Below are 24,399 nucleotides of genomic sequence, written 5' to 3'. Positions count from 1 at the left end.
GCGCAACATAATATGTGGGAACCGAACGCGCGTCGAAGCGCTTCGAATTGACGAGGGTGCATGACGATGGAGTCGAGATGGCGACGATAGCGGAGGTGGCGGAGGCTGCCGGCGTGTCCATCAGCACGGTCTCGTACGCGCTGAGCGGCAAGCGCTCGATCAAGCCCGCGACCCGGGACAAGGTCCTCGCGGTGGCGCAGGAGCTGGGTTACGTGCCGCACGCGAGCGCGCGGATGCTCGCGGCCCAGCGCACCCAGATCATCGCCGTGAGCGAGCCGGTCCACCCCGACACCGACGACACCGCTCACATGACCTTCGCCATGGAGACCACCAAGGCGGCCCGTGCGGCGAACTACGACACGCTGCTGCTGGTCCACGACGATGCCGTCGAGGGCATGGCGCGCTCCGCCGGCACCGGGCTCACCGACGGCATCATCGTCCTCGACGTCGACGAGGACGACCCGCGCGTCGCCCTCTCCCGCACGCTCGCGTGCCCGACCGTCTTCATCGGCCTGCCCGCGGACACCGACGGGCTCATCTGCGTCGACCTCGACTTCGAGGAGGCCGCCGCGCGCGCCGTCGACATGCTGGTCGACGCGGGCCACCGCGCGATCGGCCTGATCTCGCACCGCGAGGAGACGCTGGAGCGCGGATCCAACTTCCCCCGCCGCTTCCGCCGCGCCTTCGAGCGCCGCGCCGCCGAGCGCGGCGTCGACCACGCCACCGTGTACCCGCGCGGGCACACCGCCGACGGCCCCGTGCGCCGCCTGCTCGAGCAGCTGCCCGACCTCGACGGGGTGGTGCTCAACACGACCGCCGACGTGGCCGCGACGCTCAGCGCCAACCTCGAGCTGCACGGCCGCGTGGTCCCCCGCGACGTGTCGGTGATCGCGGCCGGCGTGAGCTTCTCCACCGCCCGCTTCCGCGTGCCGTTCGACACCATGCCGCTCGACGCGCGCGCCTCCTGCGCCGCCGCGATGGAGCTGCTGGTCGAGGCGATCGAGTCGCACGCCCCCACCCCCCAGATCAGGCTGCTGCGCGCCGAGTACCGCGACGCCGGATCAGTGATCGTCCGCAACGGTGCCCCGCCGTCGGTCGCACCCGAGACCCCCGGAGAGGCCGCGCCCGACGACGCGCCCGCCCTCCAGCCCTGATCGAGAGGACCCCTCCCACCACCATGAAGTTCACCGACGGATTCTGGCTGCGCCGACCCGGCGTGACGGCGCACTACGCGCAGGAGACCTACGACCTGTGGGCCGACGGCGACGCCCTGGTCGCGTACGCCCCCACCAAGCGCATCGTCACCCGCGGCGACACGCTCGGCGGCGCCGCGCTCACGGTCACCCTCACCTCCCCCCTCGAGGGTGTGGTGCGCGTGCGGATCGACCACCACCAGGGCGCGCACCGCTCCCCCGGCTTCCGGATGCCCGGCGCCGTCGAGGGCGCCGGCGCCGTGACGGCGGACGATGCGGAGGGCACCCTCACGTCCGGCCGCCTGACCGCGCGGATCACCCACGGCGCCCCGTGGGCCCTCGACTTCGAGGTCGACGGCGTCCGCGTGACGGGATCCGGCCACAAGTCGCTGGGCTACATGGAGCTCGCGGACGGCGCACCCGTGCCCGCCGAGCCCGCCGGGGTCGCCGGCTACACGGACACCGGGCTCGCGCCCAGCGCCACCTACGTCCACGAGCAGCTCGACCTCGACGTCGCCGAGACCATCTACGGCCTGGGCGAGCGCTTCGGTCCGTTCGTGCGCAACGGTCAGACGGTCGACCTGTGGAACGCCGACGGCGGCACCAGCTCCGAGCAGTCCTACAAGAACGTGCCGTTCTACCTCAGCTCCAAGGGCTACGGCGTCCTGATCAACCAGCCCGAGCACGTGAGCGTCGAGGTCGGCACCGAGGCCGTCGAGCGGGTCCAGTTCTCGACCGCGGGCGAGTCCCTCGAGTACCTGGTGTTCGCCGGGCCCACCCCCGCCGACGTGATCGAGCGGTACACCGCGCTCATGGGCCGCCCGCCGCGCGTACCCGCCTGGTCCTTCGGGCTGTGGCTGTCGACGTCCTTCACCACGGACTACGACGAGGCGACCGTGAACACCTTCGTGGACGGCATGCGCGACCGCGACGTGCCGCTGTCCGTGTTCCACTACGACTGCTTCTGGATGCGCGAGTTCAACTGGACGGACGGCGAGTGGGACCCCCGCACGTTCCCCGAGCCGGAGCGGATGCTCGAGCGCATGCACGTGGAGAAGGACCTGCACGTCTCCGCGTGGATCAACCCGTACATCGCGCAGCGCGGGCGGATGTTCCGCGAGGGCGTCGAGAACGGCTACCTGGTGAAGCGCCCGGACGGCACCGTCTGGCAGTGGGACCTGTGGCAGCCCGGCATGGCGCTGGTCGACTTCACCAACCCCGAGGCGCGCGCCTGGTTCCAGGAGTTCGTGCGGAACCTCGCCCGCCAGGGCGTCGACGCGATCAAGACGGACTTCGGCGAGCGCATCCCCACCGACGTGGTGTGGCACGACGGCACCGCCCCCGAGACCATGCACAACCTCTACACGCAGCTGTACAACGAGGCGGTGTGGGAGGCCCTGGTCGACGTCAAGGGCGAGGGCAACGCCGTGCTGTTCGCGCGGTCCGCGACCGCCGGCGGACAGACCATGCCGGTCCACTGGGGCGGCGACAACTCGTCCTCCTACGTGTCGATGGCGGAGACCCTCCGCGGCGGACTGTCGCTGATGAGCTCCGGCTTCGGGTACTGGAGCCACGACATCGGCGGCTTCGAGGGCACGCCCGACGCCTCGGTGTTCAAGCGTTGGCTCGCGTTCGGCCTGATGGGCTCGCACTCGCGCCTGCACGGGTCCAACTCGTACCGCGTGCCGTGGGCGTTCGACGACGAGGCCGTGGACGTCGCGCGCACGTTCACCCGGCTCAAGCTGTCGCTCATGCCGTACCTCTACGCGGCCTCGGTCCAGACCGCCGAGACCGGCCTGCCGATGATGCGCCCGATGTTCATCGCGTTCCCGGGCGACCCCGCCTGCCAGCTGCTCGACCGCCAGTACATGCTGGGCGACGACATCCTGGTGGCGCCGGTGTTCCACGACGCCGAGGTCCAGTTCTACCTGCCCGAGGGCACGTGGACCTCGCTCCTCACGGGCGAGCGCGTCGAGGGCGGACGCTGGGTGCGCGATTCGCACGGCTTCGAGTCGATGCCGGTCTACGTGCGCGAGGGTGCCGTGATCGCCCGCGGCACCCGTGACGACCGCCCCGACTACGACTTCCTCACCGAGGTCGAGCTCCACGTGTACCCAGGCGCCGACGGCGACCGTCGCATCGTCCTCCACGGCGAGGACGGCGCCTCGCTCGAGGTGACGGTCACGGTGGCGGGTGAGGCCGTCACGGCGATCGGCGCGAACGGCGAGGTGCTCGCGGCGCGCCTGGTCTGACGGGACGAAGCGGCGTCCGCGGCGTCGCGCCCTGCGAGTGCACGGCGCGACGGAAACCGGTCGCGGCGTGCCGCCGTGCACTCGCAGCACGCACGAGGCCGTGACCCGGCGACGCCGGTAGCCTGAGCGCATGACCCCGGACGACGCTCTGAACCTCCGCCCCGACACCCTCGCCGTGCGCGCGGGCCACACCCGGACCCCGTTCGACGAGATGTCCGAGGCGATCTTCATGACGCAGGGCTACGTCTACCCGACCGCCGCGGAGGCCGAGGCGGCGTTCGCGGGCGAGATCCAGCGGTACCAGTACTCCCGGTACGCCAACCCGACCGTGACCATGTTCGAGGAGCGCCTCGCCGCGATCGAGGGCGCCGAGGACTGCTTCGCGACCGCGACCGGCATGGCCGCCGTGTTCGTCTCGCTCGCCTCGATCCTCAAGGCCGGCGACCGCCTGGTGTCCTCGCGCGCCCTGTTCGGCACCTCGATCGCGACCTTCGACGACTACTTCGCCCAGTGGGGCATCATCGTCGACTATGTGGACGGCCACGTCAACAAGGACTGGGAGCGGGCGCTCGCCACCCCGGCGACCGCCATCTACTGCGAGTCGCCGACCAACCCCATGCAGGACGTCGTGGACATCCCGTTCGTGGCGGGGCTCGCCAAGGCCGCCGGAGCGCTGTTCATCGTCGACAACGTCTTCGCGACGCCGCTGGGCCAGAAGCCGCTCGAGCTGGGTGCCGACGCGGTGGTCTACTCGGCGACCAAGCACATCGACGGCCAGGGCCGCGTGCTCGGCGGCGCGGTGCTGGGCGCCCAGGAGTACGTGGACAAGGTCCGCCAGATGGTCCGCACCATGGGCGCGACCATGTCGCCGTTCACCGCCTGGGTGCTCGGCAAGTCGCTCGAGACCCTCAGCGTGCGGGTCAAGGCGCAGGCGGCCTCCGCGATGGATCTCGCCGCCTGGCTCGAGGCGCACCCGAAGGTCGCGGTGTCCCGGTACCCGCTGCTGCCCTCGCACCCGCAGCACGAGCGCGCCATGGCTCAGATGACCATGGGCGGCACGCTCGTCACCATCGACATCGCGCTGCCCGAGGGCACGGACCCCCACGGCCCCGAGGCCAAGGCCGCCGCCTTCCGCTTCATGGACGCCCTGCGCGTGATCGACATCTCGAACAACCTGGGCGACGCGAAGTCGATCGCGACGCACCCCGCGACCACCACCCACCGCAAGATCGGCCCCGAGCGCCGAGCGATGGTCGGCATGTCGGACGCCACCGTGCGGCTCAGCATCGGCCTTGAGGATGTCGAGGATCTGCGGGACGATCTCGCGAGGGCGCTCGACGCCGTCTGACCGTTGCGACTCTGAGGGGACTTCGACCGATATGCCACGAAAGACGAAGGAGCCTTTCGTGGCTCCGCCGATGCCGGAGCCGGGCCCCGTCGCCACGCGGCGTCAGCAGTGGACGGGCGCGATCGCCATCGCCGTGTCGATGCTGCTGCTCGCCGTGGTCGCACCCTGGGCGGGAGACGAGCTGTCGGGTCAGCACATCGGCGCCGGCGACACCTTGACCGTGGGCGGCAACGTCGAGCTGACCGTCGCCGAGGGCTGGTCGCTCGGCGACGGCGGCGGCCTGTTCACCGTCCTCGAGAACGGCGAGTCGACCATGACGGTCCTGCCAGCCTCCTCCGTGACCGATCTCGGCACCGCTGAGGACACCATCCAGACGGACATCACGGCGCTCGAGGGCGACACCACGAACGAGTGGGAGATCAGCGAGGTCTCCGAGACCACCACGGACGCCGGTGACACCGCCCTCCACGTGCTGGCCGCGTCGTCCAGCAGCGTTCAGGACATCTGGGTGATCTCGGACGGCGAGTCCGTCGTCAGCGTGCTGCTGCTGTCGACGCCCGACGACCTCGACCGCGTGGTCGCGTCGTCGACGCAGATGGCGATGTCCGTCCGCATCACCGGGGAGGGCCTGTGAGCATCGTGCGTCACCCTGTCACGTGGGTCTACGCGATCCTGCTGGTCATCGGCGTGATCGGCCTGGTGCCACTGCTCGCAGCGGCCTTCGAGGGCGAGCCGCTCGGCTTCGGCATCGCCGTGCTGCTGTGGATCCTCTTCACGATGCTCGCCTGGTGGGCCATCCGCCGCCTGTCGCGGACGCGACCCCGACCGCGGCTCGCGACGCTCGCCGCGTTCCTCTGGGGCGCCGTCATCGCGACCGGGCTCGGGCGCTGGGCCACCGCCGGGGTCGGCGACATCGCCCGCGCCCTCATCCCGGACGAGGGCTGGGCGGGAGCGATCTCCGCGGGCGTCTCCGAGGAGCCGCTGAAGCTCATCGGCGTGTTCGCGCTGTCGCTGTTCGCCGCGACCCGGATGAGGTCCGTGCTCGACTTCGTGTACTACGGCGCCTTCGTCGGCCTCGGCTTCATGGTGGTGGAGAGCCTGCTCTACGCCGCCCAGGGGGCACAGGGCGCGGACTCGCCCGTCGCGATCGTGATCGACTACGTGGTGCTCCGCGGCATCCTCGCGGCGCTGTGGTCGCACCCGACGTTCACCGCGCTCGCCGCGATCGGGCTGGCGGTGCTCGTCCGCTCCGGGGCGTCCGCGGTGCGTCGCTGGCTCGCCTTCCTCGGCATGCTCGTGCTGTCGATGGCGCTCCATGCGCTCTTCGACTCGCCGGTGCTGGAGAGCAACATGATGGTGGCGTTCTTCGCCAAGGGCGCGATCGTGCTGGCGGTGTTCCTCGCCTTCTACCTGCCGCTGCGGCGGAGGGCGGCTCGCGAGGCTGCCCCGCTCAGCGAGGAGACGCCGGAGCCGGCGTCCGCATCGTCCTGATCGACGTCGTTCGTGCGTGCTAGCGTCGCTGCATGAGCAGCGGCGCCGCGCCCGCCGCTGATGCGGCGTCCCCGACCCGGGAGCCGCTCGCCGTGCGGCTCATCGGGCGCGGCTCGCTGGCCGGGGCCCTCCTGGTGCTCGGCATCGCGGCGCTGTACGCGGTGGCGCTGCCGATGGTCGCGGAGCGCGCCTCGGCGCCCGCTCCCCCGCGCATCGTCGACATCGGCGGCGGAGCCTCCGTGGTCTCCGAGGAGACCTGGTCGGAGGCGGTGTCGGACGGCGGCACGACCACGCTCACCCAGGGCGGCGCCACGCTCGTGATCGACCAGCCGCACCCGTCGGAGGGGTCCGTGGTCGCGCGCCTCGACGACCTGACGGCGGACTGGATCGCGGAGGCGCCCGACGGGTCCGTCGCGACGGCGCCCCGCACCTTCGAGACCGACGCCGGCGACGATGCGGCCACGGTGGTCCTGCAGGAGCCCCAGCAGACCGTGCAGGCGTGGGTGGTGTCCGACGGCGAGCTCGAGGTGATCGCGGTGCTCACGGCGCCGGCGACCGCGTGGGACAAGACGTCGAGCGCGGCGCAGGCGCTGGTGCGGTCGATGGCCTTCCCCGAGACCGCGCCATGACACCGCCCGCCACCGTCCGCGGGGGCATCCCCCGGCCCCGCACGGCGACGTTCGTCGACCGGCGGTCGTGGGTGTTCTGGAGCATGGCCCTGCTGTCGATCCTGGCGTTCGCCGAGGTGACGCCGCTGCTGTTCGAGTCCCTGCTCGCGAACCCGGCGTCGGGCGCGGTGGCGGCCGCGCTGTGGTTCGCCTACGGCCTGGTCTTCGCGACGGCGATGTACCTGCTCGAGCTCTACGAGCGCCGGCCGATCGTCAACATCCTCGGCGCCCTCGCCTGGGGCGCCCTGGTCGCGATCGGCGTGTCCCGCGTGGGCGGTCCGGCGATGCATGCGCTGGTCCAGGGCTGGATCGGTGACGAGTCTCCCTGGGTGAGCTCGATCGCCGCTCCCCTGGTCGAGGAGCCGCTCAAGGCACTCGGGCTGGTCGCGCTCGCCATGATCCCCGGCTCGCGCATCCGCACCGTGGCGGACGGCGCGTTCTACGGCGGCATGATCGGCCTGGGGTTCCAGGTGGTCGAGGGCTTCCTCTACACGGCGCGCACCGCCGCGCTCGCGGGCGACGCGATGCAGACCGTGGGCCAGATGTTCGTGCTCCGGGGCCTGGTCGCCGGCCTGTGGAGCCATGCGGCGTTCACCGCGGTGGCGGGCGCGGGCATCGCGTTCCTGTTCGTGTCGACCGCAGCCGCGTGGCGGCGGTGGGGCGTCATGATCGGGGTGCTCGCGGCCTCGATGCTGCTGCACGGGTTCCTCAACTCGCCGCTCATCCCGGGGTCCCCCTTCGTCTCGGCGACCATCAAGGGCGTGCCGATCGTGGCGGTCGTGCTCGTGACCCTCCACGTCTCGCACCTGCGCGAGCGCGCGGTGTTCGCGCGCATGGCCAAGGACACGGTGCCGGACCACCTGGTGAGCCCCGCGGACTTCGAGATCCTGGCGACCCGCACCTCCCGCCGCCACGCGCGGGAGCAGATGCGCGAGCGGCACGGCCCGCAGGCCGCCCGCGACCTGGGTGCCCTGCACCGCGCGCAGCTGTCGCTGCTGGTCGCCGCCCACTCGGACGGGATGGTCTCCGCGCGGGCCGCGGAGGCCGTCGGCCGGGTCACGTCGGCGCGGTCGGCGCTCGCCTGGTCGGTGGTGGGGCGCTGACCGCCGCTCGCCCGTCCCCCCGACCCGCACGGGGAAGCCGCCGCCCTGTGCCGCGGATCCTCGACCGCTGCGGGGAGCTCAGCGCCTCGCGCGATACCCGGCGAAGCCGCGCAGCCGGAGCGAGTTGCCCACCACGAACAGGCTCGATCCCCCCATCGCCGCCGAGGCGATCATCGGGTTGAGCACCCCGAGCGCCGCGAGCGGGATCGCCGCGACGTTGTAGGCGAACGCCCAGAACAGGTTGCCGCGGATGGTGCCGAGCGTGCGCCGCGACAGCGCGATCGCGTCGGCGGCGGCCCGCAGGTCGCCGGACACGATGGTGAGGTCCGACGCCTCGCGCGCCACGTCCGCGCCCGTCCCGATAGCGATGCCGAGGTCCGCCTGCGCGAGCGCCGGGGCGTCGTTGACGCCGTCCCCGACCATCGCCACCCGCCTGCCACCCTCCTGCAGCCCGGACACGACGTCCGCCTTGTCGCCCGGCAGCACCTCCGCGATCACGCGGTCGATGCCGAGCTCGTCCGCGACCGCTCGCGCGGCCCGCGCGTTGTCGCCCGTGAGCAGCACCACCTCGAGACCGAGGTCGCGGAACGCCGCGATCGCGTCGGGCGTGGACTCCTTGATGCGGTCGCGGACCGCGATCGCCATCTCGGCGGCCAGCGGCTCGCGCGTCGACGTCGCGGTGCCTCCGCCAAGCAGCCCGCCGCCGAGCGGCCGCGACCGGCCGACCAGCACGACCGTCTCCCCCGCCTGCTCCCGCTCGCGCGCCCAGGCCACCAGCGCATCGTCCACCCGGTCGAACATGCGCGCCGAGCCGACGGTCACATCGGCATGCGAGCCGTCCGCACCCGCGCGCGACACGGTGGCGGTGACGCCGTGGCCCGGGGTCGAGCGGAACCCCTTGAGCGGCGCGCGCTCGGTCGTGGACCCGACGATCGCCTTGGCGACCGGGTGCTCGGAGCGCGCCTCGACGGAGGCGGCGCCGACGAGCAGCGCGGCGGTCGCTTCGTCGTCGAGCGCGGGCGCGAAGGTCGCGGTGACCTCCATCCGACCCTCGGTCACGGTGCCGGTCTTGTCGAGCACGATCACCTGGACGTCGCGCGTGTCCTCCAGCGCCTCGGGGCCGCGCACGAGCGTGCCCAGCTGCGCACCACGCCCGGTGCCGACCATGATCGCGAGCGGCGTCGCGAGCCCCAGCGCGCACGGGCAGCTGATGATGAGCACCGCGACCGCGGCGGTGAAGGCGCGCTCCACGTCGCCCGTCGCGAGCAGCCAGCCCGCGAGCGTCAGCCCCGACAGCCCGATCACGGCGGGCACGAAGATCGCGGCGACCCGGTCCGCCAGGCGCTGGATGCGCGCCTTGCCACCCTGCGCCTGGTCCACCATGCGGGCGATCTGGGCGAGCATCGTCTCCGCACCGACGCGGGTGGCCTCGACCGTGAGGGCACCGTCCGCCGCGATGGTGCCACCGATGACCTCGGCGCCCGGCCCCGCGGTGACGGGCACCGACTCTCCGGTCACCAGCGACGCGTCGACGGCGGCCTCGCCGTCGACCACCACGCCGTCGGTCGCGATGGTCTCGCCCGGGCGCGTCACGAAGCGCATCCCGACCTCGAGGGCGGACCGCTCGATGACGGTGCCGTCCTCGAGACGCGCGGTGGCGCTCTGGCGCGAGCTCAGCGCCCGGATCGCGTCGCCGGCCCGCGCCGACGACCGCACCTCGAGCCACTTGCCCAGCAGGATCAGCGTGACGATCACCGCGCCCGTCTCGTAGTAGACGTGCGCGCCCTCCATCGCACCCGCGGCATGCCCGAGCAGCACCACGGTCGACCAGGTCCAGGCGGCGACGGTCCCCAGGGACACCAGCGTGTCCATGGTGGTCGCGCGGTGGCGCGCGCTCATCACGGTGCTGCGGTGGAACGGGTACGCGCTCCAGAAGATGACGGGCGTCGCGAGGATCGCCACCACCTGCTCCCAGCCCGCGAACTGCAGGGGCATCACCATCGAGATCAGCAGCACGGGCGCGGTCAGCGCCACCGCGACCAGGAAGCGGCGACGGTAGTCCGCGATCCTGGCGGCGTCGGACGCGACGTGGGCGGCATGCTCGTCCGCGAGCGCCTCCAGCTCGTCGCCGGCGGCGGGACGATGCGAGGCGTCGCCGCCCGCGCCGTCCGCCCCCGCCGCTCCGGCGGGCTTGGTGAGGACCTGGTAGCCCAGGCCCTCGATCGCGGCCCGCATCGCGAGCTCCAGGTCCTCGCGGTCGAGCGTGCCGTCGGCCTGCACGGTGGCGCGGCGCGTGGCGATGTTCACGGCGGCGCCGTCGACGCCGGGCAGGATCGCGAGGCCCTTCTGGATGGTGGCCGCGCAGCCGGCGCAGGTCATGCCGCCGACCGACAGGTCGATGGTCTCCGCGGGGGTGGTCTCGGTGGTCATGCGGAGACTCTAAACCTTGCTGTGGGCAGGAAGGTCAAGCCCCAGGACCTGGCACCGGTGAGGATCGGTGCAGCCCGCCGGGTCCAGATGGTCGGCGCGGCGGGCGAGCGAGGTGAGCTCGGCCTTGGCCGCGAGCAGGCTGGCGATCTGGGCGTCGATGTCCGCGAGGTGGCGGTCGATCAGCGCGCGGGAGTGCGCGCAGGTGCTCTCGCCCTCGTCCTTCATACGGAGGATCTCGCCCGCCTCGGCGAGCGACAGGCCCGAGGCCTGTGCATCTCGGATGAACCGCAGGCGGTCGAGCGCCTCCTCGTCGTACTCGCGATAGCCGTTGGCGCGCCGCTGCGGCGCCGCCATCAGCCCGATGCTTTCGTAGTAGCGGACGGTCTTCGCCGTCACCCCGCCGAACTCGGCCAGCTCCCCGATCTTCATCCTTGCATCGTACTGGAAGGTTTGTCTGGCCACCAGGACCGTCGCCCTACGATCGGATCATGCGCACGCACCCTCGCCGCATCGGCCTGCTCGGCGGCATCACCTGGCACAGCACGCTCGAGTACGAACGGCTCCTCCACGCCGGCGTCGCCGCGGCGCTGCCGGGACGGACCGCCGACCTGGTGATCCGGCACTACGAGTTCGGCGCGATCAGCGAGTCCCAGGAGGCTGGCGACTGGGACGGCCTGGCGGACACGTTCGGCCGCGACGCCCGGTGGCTGGTCGACGGCGGTGCCGAGGCGATCGTGATCTGCGCCAACACCATGCACCTGATCGCGGACCAGGTCGAGGCGGCCGCAGGCGTGCCCGTCATCCACATCGTCGACGAGGTGGCCGCGGCGATCACCGCCTCGGGCGTCGACACGGTGGCCCTGCTCGGCACCGGCTTCACCATGCGCATGCCGTTCTACCGCGACCGCCTGGCGGCGCGCGGCGTCACGGCGCTCGTGCCCGACGAGCCGGACCTGTCGGAGCTCCACGCGCTCATCTACGACAAGCTCGCGCGGGGCGTCGTCGACGATGCAGGCCGGGCCCTGGCGCGCGACGTCACCGGGCGCCTCACCGCGCGCGGCGCCGGCGGGGTCGTCGCGGGCTGCACCGAGATCCCGATGGTCATGACCGGGGACGACGTCGACGTGCCGTACTTCGACGCGCTCGCGCTGCACGCGGAGGCGGCGGTGCGGTTCGCGCTCGAGGACTGACGCGCGCGGTCACTCCGCGCGCGTGATGCACGGCGCGACCCCGCAGACGTACACGCCGTCGGATCGCTGGCGCACCGTGAAGCGCAGCACCTCGTCCGGGAGGTCGATCGGCGGGACCGGCTCGGCGGTCGCGTCGAGCGCGACGTAGCCCCTCACCAGCTCCACCCTCACGACCCCCGATCCCCCCTGGGTGTCGACGCTGAGCAGCACCGTCTGCGGCGCGACCAGCTGATCCGAGCCGCTCGCCTCCACGGGCTCGCCGTAGCCGCCCACCTGGTCGACCACCCGGCCGTCGATGACCTCGACCGCACCGTAGTCGTCGCCTCCACCGTCGGCGCCCGCGCCCTTCTCGTCGATCACGGGCGGCGCCGGGCCGCCCCCGCAGGCCGCGAGCGCCACCGCGACCACGAGCGCGACGAGGCCGCGCGCGGCTCCCGCGCCGCGCATCGTCACCACCCCGCCAGGTCGAGCGCCTCCTCGGCGACCTCGGCCGGATGCCGTCCGCTGTTCTCCACGGAGGCGTCCTCGATCGCGAGGGCGTCGAGCTCCTCGGCCTGCTCGGCGGTGCGAGGGATCGCCCACTCCAGCCAGCGCTCGGAGGTCTCGCGCGCGTGCAGGCGGGACACCCGCTCGTCGAGCGGGGCGGTCACCCGGATCACCGTCACCTCGGCCGGCCCGCCGGGACCGGCAAGGGCGTGCGCGATCGCCGCCCGGTCGCCGGCGTCCTCGAGGATGCGCGGGACGATCAGGCACCCGTAGCCGTGGCGGCGGTAGACCGGGGCCAGGGCCGCGAGCGCCTCGTTCATCAGCCGCTGGTGCCGCCAGTCGTCGTCGGGCGACGGATACGCCTCGCACAGCAGGTCGGCGTCGATGAAGGCCACGCGCGCGCCGCGCAGGGACATCGCCGTGTGCGCCGCGCCGGAGACCGCGGTCTTGCCCGCACCCATGGCGCCGGTCAGCACCAGCACGCGGGTCGGGAGCTCGATCCCGTAGCAGCGGGAGTCCGGGGCGTCCTTGTACTCGCCGAAGCCGGGGATGGCGCGGTACCCGAGGCGTTCGTACAGCGCCATGGCCTCCGGCTGCTCGGTGCCCGTCTCGAGGACGATGCTGGTGGCGCCCGCGCGGCGGGCGATCGCCTCCACCGCGCCCATGAGCACCTTGGAGTGGCCGTGGCCGCGGTGGGCGGGACGCACCCAGACGCGTTTGACCTCGACGGATCCCTCGCCGGTCGCGTACGGGGACCAGCGCAGCACCGCGCTGGCGATCGGCTCGCCGTCGTCCCCGTAGCCCACGAGCGAGGCGATCAGCGTGGGGAAGGACGTCTCGAGCACCAGGTCCGGATCGTCGTACCGCCGCGCCAGGTCCGCGCGCTGCTCCTCCCAGAGGGCGAACGCGTCCGGGTCGTCGGGTGCGACCCGGCGGATGGTGATCATGCGCCCAGGCTATCGGCGCCTCCGGCACCTCCCACCGATCGCCGCACCCGCTCACCCCTCGGATTGCGGCGCACGGATCTGGCCGCGACACGCGGCGGCGGCGGCGGGAGAATGGAGGGTGGGGCGGCGTGTCGCCCACGGATCCGTGCGGAGCAACGTGGGGGTAGGGTTGGTTGACACGTCAACATGAGGAGGTCTCGCGTGCGCGGCATCGGATTCCTGTCCTTCGGGTGGTGGTCCGCCGCCCCCGGATCCAAGGTGCGCACCGCCGGCGACGTCATGCACGACACCATCCGCCTCGCGGAGGCGGCCGAGGATGCCGGGATGGACGGCGCGTGGCTGCGCGTGCATCACTTCGAGCAGAACACGTCCTCGCCGTTCCCCCTGCTCGCCGCGATGGGCGCCCGCACCTCGCGGGTCGAGCTCGGCACCGGCGTCATCAACATGCGATACGAGAACCCGCTGTACATGGCCGAGGCCGCCGCGACGGCGGACCTCATCTCCGGAGGACGCCTCCAGCTCGGGGTCTCGCGCGGCAGCCCGGAGCCGGCCGCGGACGGCCCGGCCACCTTCGGCTACCCGCTGTCCTACGGGGACACCGCGGCCGAGGACTCCGCGCGACGGATCGCCGAGTTCCGCCACGCGATCTCCGGCGCCGGGGTCGCGGAGCCCGGGCCGAGCGCCCACGGCCGCGCGGGCGAGAAGCTGCCGATCCAGCCGCAGAGCCCCGGGCTGTCCGAGCGCATCTGGTACGGCGCGGGCGGCTTCGACTCGGCCCGACGCGTCGGGGAGCTGGGGATGCACCTGATGAGCTCGACGCTCGTGCTCGAGGCCACGGGCGAGCCGCTCGGCGTGGTGCAGACCCGCCAGATCGAGGCGTTCCGCGAGGCGTGGCGCGAGGCGGGCCACGCGGGCGAGCCGCGGGTCTCCGTGTCGCGCAGCATCATGCCGATCGTCGACGACCTCACCCACACCTACTTCAACCCCTACCTCGAGCGTGACCTCATGGGCGCCAACCGCGATCAGATCGGCGAGATCGACAGCACGGTCTCGACGTTCGGCAAGACGTACGTGGGCGACCTCGACAAGCTCGAGCGGGAGCTGCGACAGGACGATGCGGTGATGGAGTCCGACACCTTGCTGGTGACCGTTCCCAACCAGCTGGGCGCGGACTTCAACCGCGTCACGTTCGGTGCGCTCGCGGAGCTGCGGGACCGGCTCTCCCGCTGAGCCGGCCCCGCGTCGCGCCCGTCAGTCGACGGGGTGCGCGGCGGTGAACATGCCCGCCGGGTCGTAGATGGCCTTGAGCTCCCGCAGGCGCGCCGCCGCGTCACCGAAGCCGAGCTCACGGCTCACGTCGCCGTCGACGAACGTCAGCGCGAGCGAGGGCGCGAGCCAGGCGTCCATCGCGTGGACCAGCCCGTGCACGGCCGCACGGGCCGCCGGCGCGGCCTCCGGGACGGGCACCATCGCGATGCCGCCCAGGAGATGGTCGCCGGCCAGCGAGCCCACCGCTCCCGCGCCGTCAGGGCGGTGCGACGCCGCGCCACCGACGTGGCGGACCTCGGCGAACGACAGCCCCGGCGTCGACGTCGCGGCGGCCAGCCAGGCGTCCACCGCGTCGTCCCCGAACGAGGCCAGCATCGCGCCGGCCGATGCCGCGGGCGACGGCTCCGGCGGATCCATGTGCACGCCCACCAGCTCGCGAGCCGGGATCCGCGCGAAGGTGTCCATCTCGGGACCGAGCGCGCGCAGCGGCGCGAGGATCCCGACCGCCGCATCGTCCTCCTCGAGGACCACGCCGTCGATCACCACCACGCTGCGACCCGAGAGGAACGGCGGCAGCTCGGGCAGGGGCGGGAAGTGCATGATCCGGAGCGACGTCGAGACGCTCTCGGGTGCGGTGCGCGTCCAGTCCGCCCAGGCATGCGCCACCGCGGTGGCGTGCGTGGTGTCCCACAGCAGCATGCCCGCGAACAGGTCAGCGTAGGGCAGCAGGTCGAGCTCGAGGGAGACGACGATGCCGAAGGCCCCCGAGCCGCCGCGCACGGCCCAGAACAGCTCCGGGTTCTCGTCGGCGCTGGCGCGCACCAGGTGCCCCTCGGCGGTGACCAGCTGCACGGCGCGCACCGCGTTCACCGCGAGACCGTGGGCGCGGGCGAGGAAGGAGACTCCGCCGCTGAGCGCGTAGCCGACCACGCCGACGTCGCCGGCGCTGCCGTGCAGCGCGGTCAGGCCGTGGGGCGTCGACTGGGCCAGCACATCGTTCCACTGGGATCCGCCGAGCACGCGCGCGGTGCGAGTCTCGGGGTCGACGGTGGCGCCCCGCATCGCGGCGAGCGAGACGAGGATCGCGCCCGACAGGTCGGAGTCCGCGAGCGCGCCGGCGCCGTGCCCGGTCGCCTGCGGCGCGACGCGCAGCCCGGTCGCGGCGGCGGCCCTCACGACCGCGACCACGTCCTCGGCGGACTCCGGACGGGCGACCGCGAAGGGTCGCTGGTCGATCGCGCGGTTCCAGGGGAGGCGGGCGGTCTCGTAGGCGGCGTCGCCGGGAAGGACGATGCGGTCGCCCAGGAGGGAGCGCAGCCGTTCGGCGGTGGTCAGGGTGTCGATGGTGCTCATGATGCTCTCGATTCGTGTGCAGGTCCGGTGGACGCGGATCAGCGTGCGCCCCGGGAGGGATCCGCCGCCATCCCCGGTTCGAGGGGTTTGCCGGACCCCCAGAAATGTGGGATAGCGGGATGAACCGGACAGGCGCACACTTTCCTCATGCCCAGCCTCACCGGCGCCGAGCTGGCCCTCGGACGCGCGCGCAGCGACATCGACGTCATGTCACGCGCAGGACTCCCGCTCCACCGCTTCATGGACGAGGCTGCCTCGACCATCGAGCGCGTCATCCCGATCAGCGGCGGCTGCCTGTCCACCCTGGACCCCGCGACCGCGATGGTCTCGAGCACCCGCAAGTTCGCCGGCCTGTCCGGCAACAACGCGGGCGACGTGGCCTGGGCGCACGTCGAGTACGGCGTCGAGGACCCCTCCTCGATCGAGGCGATGGTGCGGTCGGGCACCACGGCGCTGGGGATGCACCTGTCGCTGGACGGCGCCGTCGAGAGCTCCGTGCGGATGGCCGAGCTGATGCTGCCGGTGTTCGACTACCGCGACGAGGCGCGCGCGATCTTCCACGACCGCCACGGCGCGTGGGGCGCGATCTCGGTGTTCCGCGGTCCCGACGACGCGCCGTTCTCTCGCCAGGAGCTCGACTTCCTCGCCGCGATCGCACCCGCGTTCACCCGCGGCATCCGCGCGGGCCTGCTGTCGCAGCTGAGCGCCGCCGACGCCGAGCGCGCGACGGGCCCGGTGGTGATGATCATCGACAGCGCCGACCGGCTCGCGCAGTCGAGCCCGGGAGCGGCCGCCCAGCTCGAGCGGCTGTCCAACGCGCCGAGCGCCGGCGATCCGCTCACGCTGGTGCACGCGTTGGTGGCGGCCGCCCGGCGGTACGCGCGCTGCGAGGCCGATCACCTCCCACGGATCCGGGTGCGCACCGGCGACGGGATCTGGCTGGTGCTGCACGCCGCGCCGCTGGGGGGCGCGGCGGACCGTGCAGGCGACGTCGTGGTGACCATCGAGGAGGCGCGCCCGCAGGAGGTGATGGGGCTGGTCGCCGACGCGTTCGGGCTCACCGCGCGCGAGCGCGACGTGACCACCCAGGTGCTGCGCGGCGCCGACACCAAGGAGATCGCCGCCGCGATGCACGTGTCCCCGTACACGGTCCAGGACCATCTGAAGTCGATCTTCGACAAGGCCGGCGTCGCGAGCCGCCGCGAGCTGGTCTCCCGCGTCTACTTCGATCAGTATGTGCCGCGCTGGGGCGTCGAGGTCGCGCCGGGCGGGTTCTTCGCGGCGTAGCGCGTCGCGCCGGGACGATGCGCGGGAGGGCTCAGGCGGTCGGCCCGACCTCGCGGTAGTGAGGAACCGGCGGCAGCTCGACGTAGAACGGGTGCAGCAGGCGGCGCCACTCCTGGTAGTCGGCTGACCCGCGGAAGCCGGCCTCGTGGTCCGCGACGGTCTCCCACTCCACGGTCAGCAGGTAGCTGCTCGGGTCCTCGACGCCGCGCTTGAGGGAGTGCGCCACATAGCCGCGCTGGCGAGCGATGATCGGGGCCGCCGTGCGGAAGGCGGCCTCGTACTCCGCCTCGCGTCCCGGGTGGACGCGGAGGACGACCGACTCGGTGATCACGCGGCCTCCCGGTCCATCAGCTCCCCGTAGCGGTCGAGCACCTCGCGGAGAGGGCCACCAGTTCCCCGCAGCGAACCATGGCCACGGCGGTCAGGCCGTGGCGAGCAGGTTCTTGATCGCGGAGGTGAAGAACGCGAGGCCGTCCACGCCGGTGCGCCCGGACTCGCGCGAGTCGGGGCCGAACCCGGCCTCGACCGCGTGCTCCGGGTGCGGCATGAGGCCGACCACGTTGCCGCGCTCGTTGGTGATGCCGGCGATGTCGCGACGCGAGCCGTTCGGGTTCCAGCCCACGTAGCGGAACGCGACGCGGCCCTCGGCCTCGAGCATGTCGAGGGTCTTCTCGTCCGCGACGTACTGGCCGTCCTGGTTCTTGAGCGGGATGACGATCTCCTCGCCCTCCCGGTACTCCGCGGTCCACGCCGTCTCCGCGTTCTCGACGCGCAGGACCTGGTCGCGACAGATGAAGTGCAGGTGCTCGTTCTTGATCATCGAGCCCGGCAGCAGGTGGACCTCGGTCAGCACCTGGAACCCGTTGCAGATGCCCAGCACGGGCATGCCGCCGTGGGCCGCGTCGACCACCTTGTCCATGATCGGCGCGAAGCGGGCGATCGCGCCGGCGCGCAGGTAGTCGCCGTAGGAGAAGCCGCCCGGCAGCACGATCGCGTCGACCTCCTTGAGGTCGGCGTCGTTGTGCCACAGCGGGACCGCCTCCGCGCCGGCGAGCCGGACCGCGCGCGAGGCGTCGCGGTCGTCGAGCGTGCCGGGGAAGGTGACGACGCCGATGCGCGCGGTCACGCGTGCTCCTCGGCCATCACCGTGACCTCGACGACGTCCTCGATGACCGGGTTGCTCAGCAGCGTCTCGGCGGCCGTGCGGACGTCGGCGAGCACCGCGTCCGTCACCTCGCCGTCGACGGTGAGCTCGAAGCGCTTGCCCTGGCGGACCTGCGCGATGCCGTCGAAGCCGAGGCGCGGGAGCGCGGCACCGACCGCCTTGCCCTGCGGGTCGAGGATCTCGGGCTTGGGCATGACGTGAACGAGGATCGTGGCCATGGCCCGCAGTCTACCGGCGCGCGCGGCGGTACAGTGGTCCGCCCGTTCGTGAAGGAGGCCCCGTGAACCAGCTGCTGACGTCCGTCGCCACCGACGAGCTGCTGGCGAGCGCTCTCGGCACCCTGCGCATCGTCCTGGAGTACCTCGGCACCGTCGCGTTCGCCGTCTCCGGGGCGGTCGCGGCGAGCCGTCGCCGCATGGACCTGGTGGGCGCCGTGGTCCTCGCCTCCCTGGTCGCCGTGGGCGGCGGGACGATGCGCGACCTCCTGCTCCGGCAGCCCGTCTTCTGGATCGAGAACCCCACGCTGGTGCTGGTCGCCGTGGCGACCGCGCTGGCGATCGCGCCGGTCGCCCGGCGGCGGGACATCGGCGCCCTCGCCCGCCACCGGATCGTCGAGTACTCCGACGCCGCGGGCCTCGCGATCTTCGTCGTGATCGGCACCGGCATCGCCCTCGACGCGGGTGCGAGCCCGGTCGCTGCGATGATCGTGGGCGTCGCCAACGGCGTCGGCGGCGGCATCCTGCGCGACCTGTTCGCGGCGCAGGTGCCCGAGGTGTTCTGGAACGGCCAGCTCTACGCCACCGCGGCGCTGGCGGGGGCGGTGACGCTGTGGGCGCTGTGGGCGCTGCGCCTGCCCGCGGAGGTGGTGTTCTGGGTGCCGCTGCTGGTGATCGTGCTGCTGCGCGTGCTGTCGCTCACGCGCGGCTGGGGCGTGCCCTCGGTGGCCGTGGTCCAGAAGCGCGAGCTGCAGACCGAGTCCCACGCCTAGGGGTCAGCAGGCCCACCAGTACTCGAGCTCCCGGTCCGTCAGCCAGGTCTCGAGGTCGCCGCTGTCGGATCGCCAGAACGCGAACCCGCCCTCGTAGACGGTGAGCGTGCCGACGTCGTCGCCAGGACCGGGGGCGACCACGGCCGGGAACCCGATCCGCGTCGCGCCGCGGCTCAGCCCGCCTCCCAGTCCGCCCGTCGACGCGAGCGCCGCGACCGTGGGGAACTCGTCGAGGTTGGAGGGCTCGAACGGGTACCAGGTGGTGCCGTCGTGAGCGATCGTCTCGGTGCCGCACGCCGGGTAGCCGGCGACGCCCGCGACCGTCTCGACCAGGTCGCCCGGCACGCCCAGGTCGAGCCTCTCGCCGTACTCGACCCCGCCGCCCGTCTCGGGAGACGCGCAGGCCGTCAGCAGCGTGCCGAGCACGAGCGCGGCGATCACGGCGACCACCGCGGCGACCTGCTTCCTTGCCATCGCACACCTCCTGCCATGATCGACGTACTCGACGACCGTAGCGTTGGGGCCGGACGTGCGCGAGGCTACTCGGCGGCGCCGGCGAGCGTGGCGGTGAAGGTCTCGCCCTGGTCGCCCGTGATGAGGCAGGCGATCTGACGGTCGCCCGCGTCCCAGGTGTCCTGGCTCGGGTAGAGCGAGAAGAGGCTGAGGCGCGACTGGTCGTACGACAGCCCCACGAAGGTCCCGAACGCGTCGTAGCAGGTCTGGTCGGCCTCCGTCAGGATCCCGTCGGAGTACTCGGCGGCGGTGGTGTCGGCGGCGTAGTACACCTCGGCCTCGTGGGGCTCCGCGCAGTCGACCGTGGGGAGCACCCCGACCTCGCCCTCCTCGCCGTCGGCGACCCCCGAGAGGTCGTCCAGGTGCTCGATGCACTGGCCGGTGGCGAGCTGCATCGCGGCCACGTCCTCCTCGGTGGTGCCGAACAGCGACGAGCAGCCGGCGAGCGTCAGGGCGAGCACGGAGCCCAGGGCGATGGGTCGAAGCACGAATTCTCTCCTCAGCGGGGTGGCGGTGGCATCAATGTAGCGTCATCGCCGTGCCCGACGCGACAAACGTGCGTCAGTGCTTCGCGAGCCGGTCGAACGCCTCGAGATAGCGGTCGCGGGTGCGGGCGACCACGTCGGCGGGCAGCGCGGGCGGCGGCGCGTCCGAGCGCTTGTCCCAGCCGGACGCCGGCGAGGTCAGCCAGTCGCGGACGAACTGCTTGTCGTAGCTGGGCTGCGCGTGGCCCGGCTCCCATTCGTCCGCGGGCCAGAAGCGGGAGCTGTCGGGCGTGAGGACCTCGTCGCCCAGGACGATCGCGCCGGAGCCGTCGCGACCGAACTCGAACTTGGTGTCGGCGAGGATGATGCCCTTCGCGGCCGCGATCTCGTGCGCGCGGCTGTACAGCGCGAGGGTCAGGTCGCGGAGCGCCTCGGCGTCCTCGCGGCCGATCAGCGCGACCACCGCGTCGAAGTCGACGTTCTCGTCGTGCTCGCCCACCTCGGCCTTGGTCGCGGGGGTGAAGATCGGCTCGGGCAGGCGCGAGCCGTCCACGAGGCCCGGGGGCAGCGGGATGCCGCAGACCGTGCCGGACTCCTCGTACTCGACCAGGCCGGAGCCGGTCAGGTAGCCGCGGGCCACGCACTCCACGGGGAACATGTCGAGCCGCTGGCAGACCATCGCGCGGCCCTCGACCTCCGCGGGAACGGGGGCCTCGACGGTGTGGTTGGGGACGATGTCCAGCATCTGGTCGAACCACCACAGGCTCAGCCCGGTGAGGATGCCGCCCTTGCCCGGGATCTCGGTGGGCAGCACCCAGTCGTAGGCGCTGATGCGGTCGGACGCGACCACGAGCACCACGTCGCCGCGCGGGTGGGGCTCGGTCGGCTCGTAGAGGTCGCGCACCTTGCCCGAGTAGACGTGGGTCCAGCCCTCGAGCTCGAGGTGCTGCGGCGGGGTGGCGTGGCCGGGCATCAGGCCTCCAGGAGGTTCTCGCCGGCGGCGGCGCGCGCCGCGATGTCGCTGCGGTGATGGCTCCCCGGGAGGACGACGCGGGACACCCCCGCGTAGGCCCGCTCGCGGGCCTCGGCCAGGTCGGCTCCCAGCGCGGTCACCGACAGCACGCGACCGCCGGCGCTGACGAGCGCTCCGGAGGCGTCGAGCGCCGTGCCCGCGTGGAGCACGTGGACCGTGTCGACCTGCTCGGCCTCGTCGATGCCGGTGATCGGGTCGCCCTTGCGGGGGGTGTCCGGGTAGTTCTGGGCGGCGACCACGACCGTGACCGCCGAGTCGTCCCGCCACTCGAGCGGCGGGAGCTCGGCGAGGCGCCCCTCGGCGGCGGCGAGCAGCACGCCCGCGAGCGGGGTCGCGAGCCGCGCCAGGACCACCTGGGTCTCCGGATCGCCGAAGCGCGCGTTGAACTCGACCACCCGGGTGCCCTTCGAGGTGAGCGCGAGGCCGCAGTACAGCACGCCGACGAAGGGCGTGCCGCGGCGCGCCATCTCGTCGACCGTGGGCTGCGCGACGGTGCGGACCACCTCGTCCACCAGGCCCTCGGGGGCCCACGGCAGGGGGGTGTACGCGCCCATGCCGCCGGTGTTCGGGCCGGCGTCCGCGTCGAGCGCGCGCTTGAAGTCCTGGGCGGGCTGAAGGGGGACGACCGAGGCACCGTCGCAGAGGCAGAACAGGCTCACCTCGGGGCCGTCGAGGAAGTCCTCGACCACGATCCGTCCGCCGGCGTCGAGGATGGAGGTGCCGTGCGCGAGCGCCTCGTCACGGTCGGAGGTGACCACCACGCCCTTGCCGGCGGCGAGGCCGTCGTCCTTCACCACGTGCGGCGCGCCGAACGTGTCGAGGGCGGTCTCGAGCTGGTCGAGGGTCTCGCACACGAGCGGGTCGGCCGTCGGGACGTCCGCGGCCGCCATGATCTCCTTGGCGAAGGCCTTCGAGCCCTCGAGCATCGCGGCGTCGGCGCTGGGGCCGAACACCGGGATGCCGGCCGCGCGGACCGCGTCGGAGACGCCGGCGACCAGGGGCGCCTCGGGGCCCACCACGACCAGGTCCGCTTCCAGCTCGGCCGCCAGGGCGGCGACGGCGGAGCCGTCGAGGGCGTCGACCTGGTGCAGGGTCGCGACGGACGCGATACCGGGGTTGCCGGGGGCCGCGTGGAGCTGCGCGACGGCGGGATCGAGGGAGAGGGCACGGGCGAGCGCGTGCTCGCGCGCGCCGGAGCCGACGAGGAGGATGATCACGCCCACGAGTCTAGGCGTTCGGCCCCGCCCGCCCGACGGTTCCACGACGCGCGGGCGACGGCGGGGGGAGGGCACCCGTATCGGGCATTCCACTCTGGAGTGGAACAGCCGGAACGCGAACGCGCCTCCTCCGCGATCGGGGATGGCCTGCCCGACCTCCACAGGGTCTGCCGTGCGGCACCCTCCTCCGGCAGGCTCGACCTCAACGCCGGGGAAGGGAAGGCGATGGATCCAGAGCTCGAGGCCCAGCTCCTGACACAGGAACGAGACGCCCGCCTCTGGGCCGCCCTGTCCCACCCCGCCCGCCGGGCCGTGCTCGAATGGCTGGACGTCGGTCCTGCCACCGCGACCGACCTCGCGGGGTCGATCTCGGCCCGCTTCGGGGTCCGCAGATCCCGCGCCTCACAGCATCTCAGGGCCCTTGCGGCCGCGGGCCTGGTGCGCGTCATCCACGACGGATCCGAGCGGTGGTACGCGATCGCCGACGACGCGGCACTCCCGGTCGCGCGCTGGCTGCGCGACCGGGGCCTGATCAGCGAGCGTGGAGAAGGTCGTTGATCTGGATGATCTCGTCCCGGCCCGGGCCGACGCCGATGGTCGAGACCCGGCAGCCGCTCAGCTCCTCGACCGCCTTGACGTAGTCCTGGGCGTTCTGCGGCAGGTCGGAGAACTCGCGGCAGGTGGAGATGTCCTCGTCCCAGCCGGGGAACGTCTCGAACACCGGCTCGGCGGCGGCGAAGGCCGCCTGGTCGAGCGGGAGGTCCTGGTAGCGGACGCCGTCGACGTCGTAGCTCACGCACACCGGGATCTCCTGGATGCCGGTGAGCACGTCGAGCTTGGTGAGCACGATGTCCGTGAGCCCGTTGATGCGCGACGCGTACCGGGTGATGACCGAGTCGTACCAGCCGCAGCGACGGGGACGCCCGGTCGTGGTGCCGAACTCGTGGCCGACGTCGCGCAGGCGGTCGCCCCACTTGTCGAGCAGCTCGGTGGGGAACGGGCCCTCGCCCACGCGCGTCGTGTACGCCTTCGCGATGCCGATCACGGAGTCGATGCGGGTCGGGCCCACGCCCGAGCCGGTGCACGCGCCGCCCGCCGTCGCCGACGAGGACGTCACGAACGGGTAGGTGCCGTGGTCGACGTCGAGCATGGTGGCCTGACCGCCCTCGAACAGCACGGTCTGGTCCTCGTCGAGGGCGTTGTTCAGCACGAGCGAGGTGTCGGCGACGTGCGGCTCGAGGCGGTCGCGGTACGCGAGCAGCTCCTCGGCGACCTCGTCGACCGTGATCGCGCGACGGTTGTAGACCTTGACCAGCAGGTGGTTCTTCGCGACCAGCGCGCCCTCGATCTTGTCGCGCAGGACGGCCTCGTCGAACAGGTCGCCGACACGGATGCCGAGGCGGTTGATCTTGTCGGCGTACGCCGGGCCGATCCCGCGGCCGGTGGTGCCGATCTTGCGCTTGCCGAGGAACCGCTCCGTGACGTTGTCGAGCGTCCGGGCGTACGGCGCGATGATGTGGGCCGCGTTCGACACCAGCAGGTCCGAGGTGTCGACGCCGCGCTCGTTCAGGGCGTCGAGCTCCTGGAACAGGACGCGCAGGTCGACCACCACGCCGTTGCCGATGACCGGCGTGCAGCCGGGCGTCAGGATGCCGGAGGGCAGGAGGTGCAGCGCGAACTTCTGGTCGCCGATGACCACCGTGTGGCCGGCGTTGTTGCCGCCGTTGAACTTCACCACGTAGTCGACGCGCGAGCCGAGGAGGTCGGTCGCCTTCCCCTTGCCCTCGTCGCCCCACTGGGCGCCGACGATCACTGCACCGGGCATTCCGCCCTCCCCTCGCCTGGGACGTCCCCAGGACTTGAACGCTTGCCGGGACGCACAGGCCCCCGACGATTATCGGCACGGACGGGCGCGGGCTGAACCGCGCATCGTCCCCGAACGTGCGGAGACCTCCGCAGTCATGCGACCGCGGAGGTCTCC

General features: G+C 72.7%; 25 protein-coding genes. 12 read left to right on the top strand and 13 right to left on the bottom strand.

What is annotated here, in order from left to right; genetic code table 11:
• Positions 1-77 precede the first annotated feature (77 nt).
• The 7 genes from QQX13_RS12720 (at position 78) to QQX13_RS12690 (ending at position 8,055) form a co-directional block, all read left to right on the top strand.
• Positions 78-1,154: a LacI family DNA-binding transcriptional regulator gene (locus QQX13_RS12720; protein WP_301153583.1), complete on the top strand. Its 1,077-nt coding sequence runs from the start codon at positions 78-80 to the stop codon at positions 1,152-1,154.
• Positions 1,155-1,177: 23 nt separating this feature from the next.
• Entirely contained in the window at positions 1,178-3,445 is a 2,268-nt protein-coding gene (gene yicI, locus QQX13_RS12715) for an alpha-xylosidase (RefSeq protein ID WP_301153582.1), read from the top strand.
• A gap of 130 nt (positions 3,446-3,575) precedes the next feature.
• Positions 3,576-4,793, top strand: coding sequence for an O-succinylhomoserine sulfhydrylase (gene metZ / locus QQX13_RS12710; protein ID WP_301153581.1), 1,218 nt, complete (start codon positions 3,576-3,578; stop codon positions 4,791-4,793).
• A 58-nt stretch (positions 4,794-4,851) separates the two neighbouring features.
• Complete coding sequence (locus tag QQX13_RS12705) at positions 4,852-5,427, top strand: hypothetical protein (protein WP_301153580.1); 576 nt, start codon at positions 4,852-4,854, stop codon at positions 5,425-5,427.
• Positions 5,424-6,284 (top strand): PrsW family intramembrane metalloprotease, encoded by an 861-nt coding sequence (locus QQX13_RS12700; RefSeq protein WP_301153579.1) that lies wholly within the window; start codon positions 5,424-5,426, stop codon positions 6,282-6,284. The genes QQX13_RS12705 and QQX13_RS12700 overlap by 4 nt, the downstream gene beginning before the upstream one ends.
• A 32-nt stretch (positions 6,285-6,316) precedes the next feature.
• Positions 6,317-6,913, top strand: coding sequence for a hypothetical protein (locus tag QQX13_RS12695; RefSeq protein WP_301153578.1), 597 nt, complete (start codon positions 6,317-6,319; stop codon positions 6,911-6,913).
• A complete protein-coding gene (locus QQX13_RS12690) occupies positions 6,910-8,055 on the top strand; it encodes a PrsW family intramembrane metalloprotease (RefSeq protein WP_301120883.1) in 1,146 nt (381 codons plus the stop codon). The genes QQX13_RS12695 and QQX13_RS12690 overlap by 4 nt, the downstream gene beginning before the upstream one ends.
• A 78-nt stretch (positions 8,056-8,133) precedes the next feature.
• On the opposite strand, the gene QQX13_RS12685 is transcribed toward QQX13_RS12690, so the two are convergent.
• Positions 8,134-10,485 carry a heavy metal translocating P-type ATPase gene (locus QQX13_RS12685; RefSeq protein ID WP_301153577.1) on the bottom strand — a complete coding sequence of 784 codons (2,352 nt, stop codon included), beginning with the start codon at positions 10,483-10,485 and terminating at the stop codon, positions 8,134-8,136.
• A 9-nt stretch (positions 10,486-10,494) separates the two neighbouring features.
• Positions 10,495-10,914, bottom strand: coding sequence for a heavy metal-responsive transcriptional regulator (locus QQX13_RS12680; protein ID WP_301120887.1), 420 nt, complete (start codon positions 10,912-10,914; stop codon positions 10,495-10,497).
• Positions 10,915-10,973: 59 nt separating this feature from the next.
• Between QQX13_RS12680 and QQX13_RS12675 the strand changes: the two genes are divergently transcribed.
• The gene (locus QQX13_RS12675) at positions 10,974-11,675 is read left to right on the top strand and encodes an aspartate/glutamate racemase family protein (RefSeq protein ID WP_301153576.1); all 702 of its coding nucleotides are present in this window, start codon (positions 10,974-10,976) and stop codon (positions 11,673-11,675) included.
• Between the two features lie 9 nt (positions 11,676-11,684).
• On the opposite strand, the gene QQX13_RS12670 is transcribed toward QQX13_RS12675, so the two are convergent.
• Both QQX13_RS12670 and QQX13_RS12665 read right to left on the bottom strand, forming a co-directional pair.
• Positions 11,685-12,122, bottom strand: coding sequence for a hypothetical protein (locus tag QQX13_RS12670; RefSeq protein WP_301120891.1), 438 nt, complete (start codon positions 12,120-12,122; stop codon positions 11,685-11,687).
• 2 nt (positions 12,123-12,124) lie between these two features.
• Entirely contained in the window at positions 12,125-13,108 is a 984-nt protein-coding gene (locus tag QQX13_RS12665; RefSeq protein ID WP_301153575.1) for a GNAT family N-acetyltransferase, read from the bottom strand.
• A 201-nt stretch (positions 13,109-13,309) separates the two neighbouring features.
• Here QQX13_RS12665 and QQX13_RS12660 point away from each other — a divergent pair, with 201 nt between their 5' ends.
• A complete protein-coding gene (locus tag QQX13_RS12660) occupies positions 13,310-14,338 on the top strand; it encodes an LLM class flavin-dependent oxidoreductase (RefSeq protein ID WP_301120895.1) in 1,029 nt (342 codons plus the stop codon).
• Positions 14,339-14,359: 21 nt separating this feature from the next.
• Here QQX13_RS12660 and QQX13_RS12655 read toward each other — a convergent pair whose 3' ends face one another.
• Positions 14,360-15,730, bottom strand: a complete 1,371-nt coding sequence (locus tag QQX13_RS12655; RefSeq protein ID WP_301153573.1) for an FAD-binding oxidoreductase — start codon at positions 15,728-15,730, stop codon at positions 14,360-14,362.
• 147 nt (positions 15,731-15,877) lie between these two features.
• Here QQX13_RS12655 and QQX13_RS12650 point away from each other — a divergent pair, with 147 nt between their 5' ends.
• Positions 15,878-17,017 carry a helix-turn-helix transcriptional regulator gene (locus tag QQX13_RS12650; protein WP_301153571.1) on the top strand — a complete coding sequence of 380 codons (1,140 nt, stop codon included), beginning with the start codon at positions 15,878-15,880 and terminating at the stop codon, positions 17,015-17,017.
• Positions 17,018-17,048: 31 nt separating this feature from the next.
• On the opposite strand, the gene QQX13_RS12645 is transcribed toward QQX13_RS12650, so the two are convergent.
• The 3 genes from QQX13_RS12645 to purS form a co-directional block, all read right to left on the bottom strand.
• Positions 17,049-17,348, bottom strand: coding sequence for an antibiotic biosynthesis monooxygenase family protein (locus tag QQX13_RS12645; protein ID WP_301153569.1), 300 nt, complete (start codon positions 17,346-17,348; stop codon positions 17,049-17,051).
• Positions 17,349-17,438: 90 nt separating this feature from the next.
• Complete coding sequence (gene purQ / locus QQX13_RS12640; protein WP_301120903.1) at positions 17,439-18,143, bottom strand: phosphoribosylformylglycinamidine synthase subunit PurQ; 705 nt, start codon at positions 18,141-18,143, stop codon at positions 17,439-17,441.
• Complete coding sequence (gene purS, locus QQX13_RS12635) at positions 18,140-18,400, bottom strand: phosphoribosylformylglycinamidine synthase subunit PurS (protein ID WP_301120905.1); 261 nt, start codon at positions 18,398-18,400, stop codon at positions 18,140-18,142. Before purS ends, purQ begins: the two co-directional genes overlap by 4 nt.
• Before the next feature lie 62 nt (positions 18,401-18,462).
• Between purS and QQX13_RS12630 the strand changes: the two genes are divergently transcribed.
• Positions 18,463-19,170 (top strand): trimeric intracellular cation channel family protein, encoded by a 708-nt coding sequence (locus tag QQX13_RS12630; protein ID WP_301120907.1) that lies wholly within the window; start codon positions 18,463-18,465, stop codon positions 19,168-19,170.
• A gap of 3 nt (positions 19,171-19,173) precedes the next feature.
• On the opposite strand, the gene QQX13_RS12625 is transcribed toward QQX13_RS12630, so the two are convergent.
• From QQX13_RS12625 to purD, 4 genes are all read right to left on the bottom strand, one after another.
• Positions 19,174-19,644, bottom strand: coding sequence for a hypothetical protein (locus tag QQX13_RS12625; protein ID WP_301153568.1), 471 nt, complete (start codon positions 19,642-19,644; stop codon positions 19,174-19,176).
• A 65-nt stretch (positions 19,645-19,709) separates the two neighbouring features.
• Entirely contained in the window at positions 19,710-20,171 is a 462-nt protein-coding gene (locus QQX13_RS12620; RefSeq protein ID WP_301153566.1) for a septum formation family protein, read from the bottom strand.
• Positions 20,172-20,244: 73 nt separating this feature from the next.
• Positions 20,245-21,141: a phosphoribosylaminoimidazolesuccinocarboxamide synthase gene (locus QQX13_RS12615; protein WP_301153565.1), complete on the bottom strand. Its 897-nt coding sequence runs from the start codon at positions 21,139-21,141 to the stop codon at positions 20,245-20,247.
• Complete coding sequence (purD, locus tag QQX13_RS12610) at positions 21,141-22,418, bottom strand: phosphoribosylamine--glycine ligase (protein ID WP_301153564.1); 1,278 nt, start codon at positions 22,416-22,418, stop codon at positions 21,141-21,143. Before purD ends, QQX13_RS12615 begins: the two co-directional genes overlap by 1 nt.
• 225 nt (positions 22,419-22,643) lie before the next feature.
• On the opposite strand from purD, the gene QQX13_RS12605 reads away from it, so the two are divergent.
• The gene (locus tag QQX13_RS12605) at positions 22,644-22,976 is read left to right on the top strand and encodes an ArsR/SmtB family transcription factor (RefSeq protein WP_301120918.1); all 333 of its coding nucleotides are present in this window, start codon (positions 22,644-22,646) and stop codon (positions 22,974-22,976) included.
• On the opposite strand, the gene QQX13_RS12600 is transcribed toward QQX13_RS12605, so the two are convergent.
• Positions 22,951-24,243 (bottom strand): adenylosuccinate synthase, encoded by a 1,293-nt coding sequence (locus tag QQX13_RS12600; protein ID WP_301153562.1) that lies wholly within the window; start codon positions 24,241-24,243, stop codon positions 22,951-22,953. The genes QQX13_RS12605 and QQX13_RS12600 overlap by 26 nt on opposite strands.
• Between the last annotated feature and the right edge of the window lie 156 nt (positions 24,244-24,399).

The organism is Demequina lignilytica (assembly GCF_030418375.1).
GTDB classification, from domain to species: Bacteria; Actinomycetota; Actinomycetes; order Actinomycetales; family Demequinaceae; genus Demequina; species Demequina lignilytica.
The sequence above is the reverse complement of the archived record's forward strand: the minus strand, read 5'-3'. Positions and strand labels throughout refer to the sequence as shown.